Source organism: Exiguobacterium sp. KKBO11, from assembly GCF_001644945.1.
Taxonomy (GTDB): Bacteria; Bacillota; Bacilli; order Exiguobacteriales; family Exiguobacteriaceae; genus Exiguobacterium_A; species Exiguobacterium_A abrahamii.
The window spans coordinates 596,715-609,617 of record NZ_LUCU01000011.1; the positions used below are offsets into that span (position 1 = coordinate 596,715).

General features: G+C 47.4%; 11 protein-coding genes. All 11 read left to right on the top strand.

What is annotated here, in order from left to right:
* The first annotated feature begins 6 nt into the window (after positions 1–6).
* The 11 genes from polA to AYO36_RS03245 all read left to right on the top strand — a co-directional run bounded on the left by polA (position 7) and on the right by AYO36_RS03245 (position 12,880).
* Positions 7–2,604 (top strand): DNA polymerase I, encoded by a 2,598-nt coding sequence (gene polA / locus AYO36_RS03195; protein ID WP_064299516.1) that lies wholly within the window; start codon positions 7–9, stop codon positions 2,602–2,604.
* Positions 2,605–2,620: 16 nt separating this feature from the next.
* Entirely contained in the window at positions 2,621–3,451 is an 831-nt protein-coding gene (mutM, locus tag AYO36_RS03200; protein WP_035396555.1) for a DNA-formamidopyrimidine glycosylase, read from the top strand.
* Entirely contained in the window at positions 3,448–4,053 is a 606-nt protein-coding gene (coaE, locus tag AYO36_RS03205; RefSeq protein WP_064299517.1) for a dephospho-CoA kinase, read from the top strand. Before mutM ends, coaE begins: the two co-directional genes overlap by 4 nt.
* Before the next feature lie 132 nt (positions 4,054–4,185).
* Entirely contained in the window at positions 4,186–5,229 is a 1,044-nt protein-coding gene (locus AYO36_RS03210) for a glyceraldehyde-3-phosphate dehydrogenase (RefSeq protein ID WP_023469025.1), read from the top strand.
* A gap of 258 nt (positions 5,230–5,487) precedes the next feature.
* Positions 5,488–5,874: an adenosylmethionine decarboxylase gene (gene speD / locus AYO36_RS03215; RefSeq protein ID WP_023469024.1), complete on the top strand. Its 387-nt coding sequence runs from the start codon at positions 5,488–5,490 to the stop codon at positions 5,872–5,874.
* A gap of 107 nt (positions 5,875–5,981) precedes the next feature.
* Complete coding sequence (locus AYO36_RS03220) at positions 5,982–6,350, top strand: hypothetical protein (protein ID WP_023469023.1); 369 nt, start codon at positions 5,982–5,984, stop codon at positions 6,348–6,350.
* 13 nt (positions 6,351–6,363) lie between these two features.
* Positions 6,364–6,840, top strand: coding sequence for a transcriptional regulator NrdR (gene nrdR / locus AYO36_RS03225; RefSeq protein ID WP_023469022.1), 477 nt, complete (start codon positions 6,364–6,366; stop codon positions 6,838–6,840).
* 72 nt (positions 6,841–6,912) lie between these two features.
* Complete coding sequence (locus AYO36_RS03230; RefSeq protein WP_064299518.1) at positions 6,913–8,274, top strand: replication initiation and membrane attachment family protein; 1,362 nt, start codon at positions 6,913–6,915, stop codon at positions 8,272–8,274.
* Positions 8,275–8,286: 12 nt separating this feature from the next.
* On the top strand, positions 8,287–9,204 hold the full coding sequence (gene dnaI, locus AYO36_RS03235) for a primosomal protein DnaI (RefSeq protein ID WP_064299519.1): 918 nt from the start codon (positions 8,287–8,289) through the stop codon (positions 9,202–9,204).
* 310 nt (positions 9,205–9,514) lie between these two features.
* Complete coding sequence (gene thrS / locus AYO36_RS03240; protein ID WP_029342321.1) at positions 9,515–11,455, top strand: threonine--tRNA ligase; 1,941 nt, start codon at positions 9,515–9,517, stop codon at positions 11,453–11,455.
* Between the two features lie 219 nt (positions 11,456–11,674).
* On the top strand, positions 11,675–12,880 hold the full coding sequence (locus tag AYO36_RS03245) for a glycoside hydrolase family protein (protein WP_064299520.1): 1,206 nt from the start codon (positions 11,675–11,677) through the stop codon (positions 12,878–12,880).
* Positions 12,881–12,903: the final 23 nt, after the last annotated feature.

Consider the following 12,903-nt stretch of genomic DNA (forward strand, 5'->3'; position numbering starts at 1 on the left):
GCGTAGATGATGGAAAATAAATTGCTATTGATTGATGGGAACTCGTTGACCTATCGGGCGTTTTTCGCCTTACCACCAATGACGGATGCGCAAGGACGAAATACGAACGCAGCTTATGGCTTTACGATGATGTTATTGAAGTTGCTCGAGGAAGAACAACCGACACATATGCTCGTTGCCTTCGATGCTTCGAGTGAAACGTTCCGTCATGATGTCTATCAGGAGTATAAAGGGAGTCGGGAAAAGACACCGTCCGAACTACGTGAGCAATTCCCGATCGTCCGGGATATCTGTGAAGCGCTCGGTATTCAAATGATGGAACTCCATCGCTATGAGGCAGATGATTTGATTGGTACGCTCGCACGAACGATGCCGACGGATCGGACGCGGATCGTCACAGGTGATAAAGATTTACTTCAACTTGTCACGGATAAGGTCGAAGTCTTGATCACGAAGCGGGGGATCACGGACGTCCAGTGCATGACGGAGGAACTGTTCGCTGAGACATATGGTGGTCTCAAACCGATTCAAATGATTGACCTGAAAGGGTTAATGGGGGATAAGTCGGATAATATTCCAGGGATTCCTGGGATTGGTGAAAAGACGGCAGTTAAATTGATTTCGGCATATGGTTCTGTCGAAGGACTGTATGAACATGTTGAAGACTTAAAAGGGAAGCAGAAGGAAAAAGTCATCGCGAACGAAGATTTAGCACGACTATCGAAAGAACTTGCGACGATTAAAGTCGATGTCCCGCTCGAGACGACGCTAGATGATTTGCAAATTCGCGACGTTGATACCCAAGTGCCGTATTCGTTGTTCCAGTCGCTCGGCTTCAAGTCGTTGACGAATCGATTCGCCCCTGTCGTCAAAGAAGAGGATAAAGAGCAGTTGAACGTCGTGACGATCACTTCACTTCCTGAAGACGTTACCGATGCGGTGTTGCTTGCTGAACAGTTGCGAGAGGATTACATGGAAGAGGACATCATCGGGTTTGCGATCGCAACGCCTGACACGATCTATGTTGCTGCCCCGACGCTCGTCGAGGATCCCGCATTCCGCCAATGGATCGAGTCGGAACATCGGAAGATTTGTCTTGATGCCAAACAAGTCGCATTCGCGTTGCGTAAGCACGGCTTAACCTTAAACGGTTATGAGGATCTGTTATTAGCGGGTTACTTATTGAACTTAAGTGGCGGCACGACGCTCGCTTCAATTGCTGGTCATTATGCATTGATGGCACCGAACGAAGAAGCAGTCCTCGGTAAGGGAGCCAAACGTCTAGCCCCAGCGGATGACGTATTACATCCTTATCTTGCAGAAAAGGCACGGATGATCGAGTTATTGTTCCCGAAAGTCCGGGAAGAGTTGAAGGCGAATCAGCAATATGAGCTGTATGAAACACTAGAGCGTCCATTGTCAGGTGTCCTCGCTGAGATGGAGTGGACCGGGATTCGTGTCGACGTCGCGACGCTCCAATCGATGCAAGCAGATCTTGCCGGACGTTTAACGGAACTTGAGACGTTGGTCTTTGAAGCGGCAGGTGAGTCGTTCAATATCAATTCACCGAAACAACTTGGTGTGATTCTGTTTGAAAAACTCGAACTGCCCGCCTTCAAGAAAACAAAGACCGGCTACTCGACTGCCGCAGACGTCCTTGAAAAACTGCGTCCGCTGCATCCGGTCATCGATCACATCATGTTATACCGGGAGCTCCAAAAATTACAGTCGACGTATGTCGAAGGCTTACAAAAAGTCATCAAGGAAGACGGAAAGATTCATACCCGTTTTGCTCAGACGATTGCCCAGACCGGCCGTTTAAGTTCGGTCAATCCGAACCTTCAGAATATCCCGATTCGGATTGAAGAAGGACGGAAGATTCGAAAAGCCTTCGTTCCAAGTGAGACAGGCTGGTCACTGTACGCTGCCGACTATTCACAAATCGAATTACGTGTCATGGCTGATATGTCGCAGGATCAGACGCTTGTCGATGCGTTCTTACATGATGAGGACATCCATACCCAAACGGCAAGTAGTGTCTTTGGTGTCGAACCGGAGGATGTCACAGGAAACATGCGTCGTCAGGCGAAAGCCGTCAACTTCGGCATTATTTATGGAATCAGCGATTATGGATTGTCACAAAACTTGAACATCACGCGGAAGGAAGCACAATCGTTCATCGATCGTTATTTCGAGCTGTTCCCGCAAATCAAACAGTTCATGGATACGGCGATTGAGACGGCACGAGCGAATGGGTTCGTCGAAACGTTGATGAACCGGCGCCGTAACATCCCGGATATCAATTCGAAAAACTTCAACTTACGTGGTTTTGCGGAACGTACGGCAATCAATACGCCGATTCAAGGTTCGGCTGCGGATATCATTAAAAAAGCGATGCTTGATGTGCATGCTGCCTTACAGGCATCTGATCTGAAAGCACGTTTGTTACTACAAGTACACGATGAATTGATTTTTGAAGCACCAGACGAAGAACTCGATGCGCTACAAGCGCTGGTCAAACAAGCGATGGAGCAGACCGTCGAACTATCCGTACCGCTACGCGTCGATGGGGGCGCAGGACATACGTGGTACGAAACGAAGTAAGCAAGGAGGAATAGACGTGCCTGAATTACCTGAAGTCGAGACCGTTCGCCGCAGTTTAGAACGTTCGGTCTCTGGAAAAACAGTCTCTTCCGTCAAAGTCTACCACCCGAAAATGATTCGGGGGATGGAAGTGGCACCATTTGCAGATGCCTTACATCAAGAACGGATCGAACGCGTCGAACGTCGCGGTAAGTTCCTACTCTTTGATTTCGATCGTTTTTATCTCGTCAGCCATTTGCGGATGGAAGGGAAGTACTTCCCGTATCCGCAACCGGTCGAGAGGGATAAACATACTCATGTCGTCTTCCGATTCACGGATGGTTCGGAGCTGCATTACAATGACGTCCGGAAGTTCGGAACGATGGAATTGCGTGATAAGGAAACAGCAATGCAGACTGCTCCACTGGCACAGCTGGAGCGTGAACCGTTCGATCCAGAATTCACAGCAGAAGTGTTAGCGGAGAATTTAATTCGTAAAAAAAGAAGTCCAATCAAAACGGCATTACTTGACCAATCGATCTTCCTTGGTCTCGGTAACATCTATGTCGATGAGACCCTGCATGCGGCACGCGTCCATCCGTTGACGAAGGCTGGTGCCTTGACGCTTGATGATATCTCACGCATCCATCAAGCCGGTGTCGACGTCTTACGACAAGCAGTGGAAGCGGGAGGAAGTACGATCCGAAGTTATGTCTCACCTTCTGGAAAAGGTGAGTTCCAGCTTCAACTCGCGGTATACGGTCAAAAGGGTGAACCGTGTCCCCGTTGTGGCACTGCCATTGAAAAAATCAAAGTCGGCGGACGGGGAACACACTTCTGTCCGACGTGCCAACAGGTCGCCTTATGAGGGTTGGTCTGACGGGCAGTATCGCCACCGGTAAAAGTACGGTTTCTAGCTATCTGAAGCAAAAAGGAATAGCGGTCATCGATGCGGATCTCGTTGCGCGAGAAGTCGTTGAGCCAGGAGGACGAGCCTATGAAACGGTCAAGATGGCTTTCCCGGAAGCATTCGAGGAAGGACGTCTCGTTCGTCCAAAACTTGGACAAATCATTTTTCAGGATAGCGAAAAACGACAACAGCTGAATCAGTTGATGCACCCAAGTATTCGACGACAGATGCTTGATGAAGCAGATGCCTATGAACGTTCAGGACATTCGCTCGTCGTATTTGATATTCCGTTGTTACTTGAAGGCGATTGGCGGACGCTGTTCGATCGTGTCGTAGTCGTGTATTGTCCGGAAAACATGCAGTTAAGACGATTGATGCAACGTAATGACCTATCGGAAGAAGAAGCATATGCACGTATTCATTCGCAACTTAGCATTGAACAGAAAAAAGAGCTTGCGGATGATGTGTTCTTCAATGATGGGAGTCTTGATTCGTTATATCAACAAATCGATAAATGGTTAGTATTATATGACACCGATAAGCATGAGAGTGACACATGAAAAGTGTGAAGTGAGAGAAGTTTCCATCTTCTCTCACTTTTTTTAGAGAACATAATGAAATCGCTTACATTTCATGATATAGTTCTATCTGTAAACGGAGCTACATCCGTCACATTGAAGGGGGATCCGCACATGGGAGTCAAGGTGGCAGTCAATGGTTTTGGTCGAATTGGTCGAATGGTCTTTCGACGTCTGATCGCTGAGGGGAAAAGCGAAGTCGTAGCAATCAATGCAAGTTATCCAGTCGAAACACTCGCACATTTAATCAAGTACGACACGGTACATGGGAAATTCAATTATCCGGTCGACATCATCGATGGGGCGTTGATGGTTGACGGAAGACAAATTCAAATCGTCAGTGAACGTAATCCTGAACTATTGCCGTGGGGGGAACTCGGCATCGATATCGTCGTCGAAGCGACAGGAAAGTTCAACTCAGATACGGGTGCTGCGAAGCATTTAGTGGCAGGCGCAAAAAAGGTCGTCATCACGGCACCTGCTAAAGGGGATGTCCGGACGATCGTCATGGGTGTCAATGACGACATGTATGATCATGAAACAGATGCTATCGTCTCGAACGCATCGTGTACGACGAACTGTCTCGCACCTGTCGTGCAAGTCATCGACCGGGCATTCGGAATCGAATCGGGTCTCGTGACGACGGTTCACGCGTTTACGAACGATCAAAATAATATTGATAATCCACATAAGGATTTACGACGCGCCCGTGCATGTGGCTCATCCATCATTCCAACATCGACAGGTGCGGCAAAGGCGATTTCTCTCGTCTTGCCACACTTGGAAGGAAAATTGAATGGACTCGCGCTTCGTGTTCCGACACCAAACGTCTCACTCGTCGATCTCGTCGTCGAAGTCAGTCGCGATACGACAGTTGCTGAAGTGAACGAAGCGTTCACGAAAGCAGCGGACGGTGCGCTTGAAGGCATTCTCGGAATGACGATGGAACCGCTCGTTTCGATCGACTTCAACGGAGAAGAGCGTTCGACGGTCGTCGATGGACTCTCGACGATGGTCATGGGTGGTCGTCAGGTGAAGGTCCTCGCTTGGTACGATAATGAGTGGGGTTACTCCTGCCGCGTCGTCGACCTCGTACATCTTGTTTCGGCGCACTTAGAGGCAATGGGAACGGTTGAAAAAGAACTTGAATTGAATTAATGACAACGGGCAGATCCCAGTAACGACGGGACCTGTCCCGTTTTTTTTCTAGAAATGTATTAATTTTTGAAATTTATCCTTGTGTATCTTTTTGATACTCGCTATAATTCAAATCGTGAACTTCAATCGGTCTGGCAATCGCAGCTTAAAGGGTTAGGACCTCTCTGGACTAACTTTCCCCCGTGGGTGCGAACGACTCAGGCGCAAAGTAAGTGATCAACTACTTTGAAGACCATTGAATGTAGGGGGGATCCACAAATGGATACTATGGGAAGACACATTATTGCAGAACTTTGGGATTGTAATCCTGAAAAATTGAACGACATGGAATTCGTTGAACGACTTTTCGTTGACGCAGCACTTCAAGCAGGTGCAGAAGTACGAGAAGTAGCATTCCACAAGTTTGCACCACACGGCGTCAGTGGCGTCGTCATTATCTCTGAATCGCACTTGACGATTCACAGTTTCCCAGAGCACGGGTATGCATCGGTTGATGTCTTTACTTGTGGGGATCGGATCGATCCAGCCATCGCAGCGAACTACATTGCTGAAAAGCTCGATGCGAAAATCCGTGAAAATGTCGAAATTCCACGTGGTATGGGACCTGTTCAAGTTCCAGCGGCTACTGTCCAGCACGTCAACTGACAACACACACGAATTCGTCAAGCCCTCGTCGTTCAGACGAGGGCTTTTTAATATGTCTGACGTCTGTTATTCTTAATAGTAGAAGAAACAAAGAAAAGAGGATGACCATGGGACTGAAAGAACGCTTGCAAAAACAGCTAGAGACATCCGATACACATAAAAACGAAAATTTACGCACACACTACTATGCGGCAACAGTCGAGATGTTGTTTGCTGGTTTAGAAAATATCTTAAAGCAAGAGGGCGGAACGGTGCGTCGTGTTGACGCGGAACGTGGAGAACTCGCTTTTACATTAAAAGAAGTCGACGGACTCGCGACCGTCATCATGGTGGCGGGCGGACGTACAGCCGTCGATCTATTCTTACATCGTGAAAGTCTTCTCGGACCTGATCTCGAAAAACACATCGAGCGCATCTATGCATCACTTGACGCGGGATATCGATTAAAAATGATTGGAACAAAAGAAATCACGTGAACGGAGGTACGGCATGCGCTGTCCAGCCTGTAATTTTAACGGAACAAAAGTACTGGACTCAAGACCGGTCCAGGATTTCGGTTCGATTCGGAGGAGACGTGAATGTGAGTCTTGCGGCTATCGCTTTACGACTTTCGAAATGGTCGAACAGACCCCTTTAATCATCGTAAAGAAAGACGGAACGCGCGACGAGTTCAATCGTGATAAAATTTTGCGGGGACTAGTGCGTGCCTGTGAAAAACGACCGATTTCGATTGAACAGCTAGAAACAGTCGTCAGTCGGGTCGAAAAGGCATTGCGGGCGACGGCTCAGCATGAGATTCCAAGTGAGCAGGTCGGACGTCTCGTGTTAAATGAATTAGCTTCCGTCGATGAAGTAGCATACGTCCGCTTTGCGAGTGTCTATAAACAATTCAAGGACATCAATGTCTTCTTCCAAGAGCTCTCTGAACTGATGGAGCGACATCAAGAAAATGACCGTGAAAATTGAACGTGATATAAGAGAGGTCGTCTGTCCGGTCAGCGCATCTCTCTTTTTCTCCCTAAGGAAAGGACGAGTCAGATGGTAGAACGTGAACTTTCCGGTACCGATCTTTGCTTAGTGATGAGCAATGGTGTCGTCGACCGTGAAGCCTATCAATCTTTATATTATTTGTACCAGCCGATCATTGGTGTCAAAGCACTTGGACTCTATCAAACGTTTTGGAGCGAGATGATTCCGGGAAAGACAAAATCCCAATACATCTCCCATGCAGAACTCGGAACGCTACTCGGTTTTTCCGTCGATGAGTTCAAGGAAGAGTTATTCAAGCTAGAAGGCATCGGTTTGATCCGGACGTTCGAAGCGCGCCAAGCCGCGTATCGCTACATCTATCAAATCCGGGTGCCGCTCGCGCCGAACACTTTCTTGAATGACGGGGTGTTATCGAGTCTGCTATTCTACCGCGTCGGTGAAATTCGTTTCCGCTCCCTCCAGCATCGTTTCCGGACGGAACCGCTTCCGAAGAACATCGTTGATCGGACGGTCCGATTTGATCAAGTGTTCGATGTGAAAGCTGGTCTTGCTTCTGCGCATCAACCGAAGGCCTATGCGAAACAGGAACGAGCAGTATATGAATTCGATTATTCGTTTGATTTAGAAGAGATGAAACGTCAAACCGATCGCTTTTTGCCACGCTCGTTTTATTCAAAGGCAATCGATCATCTGCTCGTAAAGCTTGCGTACGTCACGCAGTCGAATGAAGCGTTGATGGCGGAACTGTTGAACGCCCGTTTCCGTCACGAAGCATACTTGCCGATGACCGATGCTGAGAAACAAGAACGTTGCAAACAGATGATGCTGTCAGCGAAACAAAAACTCAGCCGTGAGAAAAAAGCGAAGGTTGCCTCACTCGATACGATCGAGGTCGGAGACGTCGAAGCAACGGAGACGATGGAAAGCACCCATCCGAAGCATTATGTCGCGAAGTTACGAAAAGTCAAAGCGTTGTCTGAACGAGATGAAGAGTTGATCCAGCAATTGATCATCGATTATGAAATGTCATCCGGGATCGTCAATGCCGCCTACTACTATGCGCTCGTCGTCAAAAAAGACAATCGCTTCAGTAAGAACTTCCTCTTATCCATCGTCGATGATTGGAAACAGAAAGGGTACGTGACAGCATCCGAGGCACTGGCGAAGACGCAGGAGCAAGATGATTTGATTGCGAAGAAGCAGGAGCAAAAACAAGAGCGAGCGCGTCAGACCGTTGGTGGACGTCGGGGACGGACCAGCAATACGAACGGCGGTCCGAACCCGAAGTGGTTGCAAGAAGAGAAGGCGAAACAGCAACAGTATGAAGCCTCTAAAAAAGCGAGTTTCGAAGCGGATGTTCCAGACGATGAAGAGATGGAACGAATCTTACGAGAACTGAAGGGGAACTAAAGGAGTCGGGACATGGAACATATCCAATCATCTATCGAAAAAATATTAAGTCGACCGGACGTTGCAGAATCGGTTCGAGCGATTCAACAACGGGTGTTGTCTCATCCGGGGGTCGTCATGTTCTTACGGACCCATCCAGAGATCGATCAACGGATGATCGAGCGGGGCATGCTCAAACTGAACGAATACGCGGAACAGATGGATGGGAATCGATTGATTGAAAATAAAGCCGTCATCGAAGGCTATCAGCCGATCCTGCACGTCGAAAAAGGACAGATCGTCGTCTCATATGAGAAGTCACAAGCACTCAAAGATCGAGAAGATGAACGTGCACTTGAGAAAAAGTTCAAGAGTCTGTTCCTGCCGGACGAAGTGCGCGATGCGAACTTCAGCGATTTCGACTTGTCGACGACGGACCGGAAGCTCGCCTTGCGAGCGGCGTCGCAGTTCCTCAATCATTTGCGCTCAAAAGAGCATGTAAAGGGACTGTACCTGCACGGTAGCTTTGGTGTCGGGAAAACGTATCTCTTGGCTGCGATCGGGAATGCACTGAAGAAAGAACGGATTGCAACGATTCTCGTCCATGCCCCGGGGTTCGTCGCTGAAGCAAAACGGCGGATTCGGTCGGACTCGTTCGATACGTTCCTCGAAGGATTCCAAACGATTCCAGTCTTATTAATTGATGATATCGGTGCAGAATCGATCAGTCCGTGGGTACGGGATGAGTTGTTCGGAATCATTTTGCAATACCGCATGATGCATCGTCTGCCGACATTGTTCAGCTCGAACTTATCGTATGACGAACTCGAGCTTCATTTCGGGATCACGAACGATCAAGGCGATAAGTTAAAGGCCGCACGACTGATGGAACGGATCCGGACGACGACGCAACCGATTGAGTTCCTTGGTGAAAATCGACGTCGCTACTAATTTTCCTTGTCAAGGAAGCGACCGATTCGTTATACTAATGACACGTCAATAGACGATGCAACGATTGAGGATATGAAGTATGAAATGAACCAAACTAGCGAGAGAAGAATGGTGGAAGCTTCTCATGGCATCATTCATGTCTTTACTCCCTCATAGCACGAACGGGGCTAATCCGTTTGCGCCTCACGCCCGTTAACGCGTGTTCGAGCCGAACCAACATTGGTCCGGGAACGAGGGTGGTACCACGAGATTAAGACTCGTCCCTTTTTAGGGATGAGTCTTTTTTATTTTGTTAAAGGGGGAAACAGTCATGTCAAACATCGCACTTACATTTCCAGATGGCGCCGTAAAGGAATTTGCAGTCGGTACGACAGCAGAAGAAGTCGCTGCTTCAATCAGCCCAGGACTTCGTAAAAAAGCATTTGCTGCAAAACTAAACGGGCACGCAATCGATTATCGTCGTCCAATCGAAGAGGATGGCACAATCGAATTGATCATGCCGGATTCAGAAGAAGGGCTCGATTTGATTCGTCACTCTTCAGCTCACTTGATGGCACAAGCCATCAAACGTCTGTATCCGGATGAAACGATTCATCTCGGAATCGGACCGACGATCGAGAATGGTTTCTACTATGACATCGATATGGAACGTCGTCTGACAGAAGAAGACTTACCAGAAATCGAGAAAATGATGAATAAAATCGCCGGTGAGAATTTGCCAATCGAACGGGAAGTCGTCTCGCGTGACGAAGCACTCGCGATTTATAAAGAACTCAATGATCCGTTGAAAGTCGAATTGATCGAATCGATTCCTGCTGATCAGGATTTGACGATTTACCGTCAAGGCGAATTCTTCGATCTCTGCCGTGGACCACACGTTCCAGCGACAGCGAAGCTACAAGTCTTCAAATTGATGAGCATTGCTGGTGCTTACTGGCGTGGCGATTCAAAAAACAAGATGTTACAACGGATTTACGGTACAGCATGGGCGACAAAAGATCAGTTGAAACAACATCTCCACTTCCTTGCTGAAGCGAAAGAGCGGGATCACCGTAAACTCGGGAAGGAACTTGGCTTGTTCTTCACTTCTCAAGAAGTCGGTCAAGGACTCCCGATGTGGTTACCAAAAGGAGCAGCGATCCGTCGGACGGTCGAACGTTATATCGTCGATAAAGAACTCGAACTTGGATATGAGCACGTCTATACACCGGTTCTCGGTTCAGTCGATCTATACAAGACATCGGGTCACTGGGATCACTATCAAGATGACATGTTCCCGAAAATGGAGATGGACAATGAAGAACTCGTTCTTCGTCCGATGAACTGTCCACACCACATGATGGTCTACAAGAACGAACCGCGTTCGTACCGTGATTTACCGCTTCGTGTCGCGGAGCTTGGTGGTATGCACCGTTATGAGATGTCTGGTGCCTTGACTGGTCTTCAGCGCGTTCGTTACATGGTCCTTAACGATGGACATACGTTCGTCCGTCCTGACCAAATGAAAGATGAGTTCAAAGCCATCGTTCACCTCATTCAAGAAGTCTATGCTGACTTCGGAATCACGGATTACAAATTCCGTCTTTCGTACCGTGACCCAGCGGATAAAGAGAAGTACTTCGATAACGATGCGATTTGGGAAATGGCGCAACGTGAGTTGAAAGAAACAATGGATGAGCTCGAACTCGAATACTTCGAAGCAGAAGGCGAAGCTGCCTTCTACGGACCGAAGCTTGACGTGCAAGTTCGGACAGCACTTGGTAAAGATGAGACGCTTTCGACAGTCCAACTCGACTTCCTCTTACCAGAGCGATTCGAATTGACGTACAAAGGAAATGACGGACAAGATCACCGTCCGGTCGTCTTACACCGTGGTGTCGTTTCGACGATGGAACGATTCGTCGCATACTTGATCGAAGAATACAAAGGCGCGTTCCCAACATGGCTCGCACCGGTCCAGGTGAAATTGATTCCGGTTTCTAAAGTGCATGAAGACTATGCCCGTGAAATCAAAGCGATCTTGCTGAAAAAAGGAATTCGTGTCGAAACAGATTTCCGTGACGAGAAACTCGGATACCGGATTCGTGAAGCACAAGTCAATAAAGTACCAGTCATGCTCGTTTTAGGTGACAAAGAAGTCGAATCGCGCGAAGTCAACATTCGTCGCTACGGTTCAAAAGACTCAAGCAACGCATCACTTGAACAATTCGTTGCCGACTTAGAGCAAGAAATCGCGAACCGTTCAAAATAATTATAGTCTCATGAAAGAGTTCGTCCTGCTATTGTAGGGCGGACTTTTTTTGTGATGTGATACTTAAAAGAAGGAAGAAACAAGCCGATGAAAAAGATAGATCATCCAGCTAAATCTATCCAACATAACCGAAAATCATTTTTCCTTTAATTGGATAAATGCTATAATAAACCTTCATTGGATGGAATGTTTTGAAGGATGGGAAGGAAGTTACAAAAAATGAAACAGACGACTCTTGCTGTTCTCATCGCCTCTTCACTTTTAATCGGTATTCATCCGGGAAAAGCGGATGCGGCGACGACTAAAAAGACATACCGGATCACACCAAAAACAGAAGCGATTGACCCGACGATTCGTAAATATACGACCTATAACGCAAAGACGCGCAATCACTATACGATGCGCTCTTATTTGGAACGTCTTGAAAAAGAGGGAGGCGGGACACTCGTCTTGACGAAAGGAACATATCTGTCTCCACTACGTGTCGGTATTCCGTCCAATACGACGGTGATCTTGGAAGATGGCGTCATCATCAAGAAGACGACGGAGACAGGAACGACGAAGATTAGTTCAACAACCAGTGTATTTGATCTTGTTGCTCCATCCGTATTGCGTTTGAACAAAAAGGTCGGAAAGTATGATGGCTCACAAAACGTTAAAATCATCGGAAAAGGGAATGCACAAATCGACTTGAATCGATATACGCTTGGTTCAGCGTTCGCTATTGCTCATAATCAAAACTTGTATATTGGTGGCATCACAGTACGGAATCAAAAGGGTTCACATGCAATGGAACTTGATGCGACGAAAAAGGCAGTCATCGAAAACATGAAATTCGTCGACGCCGTCATGATACCGAATACAGGTCCGAATGAATCGATTAATCTCGATACACCAGACCCAATCACAAAAGGGTTCAACTGGAAGTGGTCGAAACAAGACGGAACTCCGAACGCAGATATCACGATTCGTAATAACTTGTTCCGTAACATCAACGTGGCAATCGGCACACATCAATACACAGAAAATCGATTACACACGAATGTGCGGATCGAAAAAAATACGATTGATGGAACAAAAGATTATGCGATTTCGATGATGAACTGGAAGAATCCGACGGTCCGTTACAATACGATTCGAAACGTGCACCGGGCGGATGGAAAAGCGATGACGATTCTCGGTAGAGGAGTTGTCGGAGGGACGATTCGCTACAATCGATTTGAAGACGCGGATCGAGCGATTCAAATGCAACCGTTCCAAAGCAATGGCTATGCTCCGATCTATAATACGTTTACGGCAGAGCAAAAACGTTACATGCAACAAAATACAGTCAAGCAGGTTGGACTCGATCAAATCGTCTTATTTAAAAAACTCAATGAGTTCACATATAAAACAGCAGAACGATATGATTTCATTCCATACTAAGACACAAGAAAGCACCCAAGACG

Excerpts from the sequence above, each read along its gene's own strand:
- polA (WP_064299516.1), top strand. The coding sequence starts at position 7 with ATGATGGAAAATAAATTGCTATTGATTGATGGGAACTCGTTGACCTAT.
- coaE (WP_064299517.1), top strand. The coding sequence starts at position 3,448 with ATGAGGGTTGGTCTGACGGGCAGTATCGCCACCGGTAAAAGTACGGTT.
- AYO36_RS03210 (WP_023469025.1), top strand. The coding sequence starts at position 4,186 with ATGGGAGTCAAGGTGGCAGTCAATGGTTTTGGTCGAATTGGTCGAATG.
- speD (WP_023469024.1), top strand. The coding sequence starts at position 5,488 with ATGGATACTATGGGAAGACACATTATTGCAGAACTTTGGGATTGTAAT.
- AYO36_RS03220 (WP_023469023.1), top strand. The coding sequence starts at position 5,982 with ATGGGACTGAAAGAACGCTTGCAAAAACAGCTAGAGACATCCGATACA.
- nrdR (WP_023469022.1), top strand. The coding sequence starts at position 6,364 with ATGCGCTGTCCAGCCTGTAATTTTAACGGAACAAAAGTACTGGACTCA.
- AYO36_RS03230 (WP_064299518.1), top strand. The coding sequence starts at position 6,913 with ATGGTAGAACGTGAACTTTCCGGTACCGATCTTTGCTTAGTGATGAGC.
- dnaI (WP_064299519.1), top strand. The coding sequence starts at position 8,287 with ATGGAACATATCCAATCATCTATCGAAAAAATATTAAGTCGACCGGAC.
- thrS (WP_029342321.1), top strand. The coding sequence starts at position 9,515 with ATGTCAAACATCGCACTTACATTTCCAGATGGCGCCGTAAAGGAATTT.
- AYO36_RS03245 (WP_064299520.1), top strand. The coding sequence starts at position 11,675 with ATGAAACAGACGACTCTTGCTGTTCTCATCGCCTCTTCACTTTTAATC.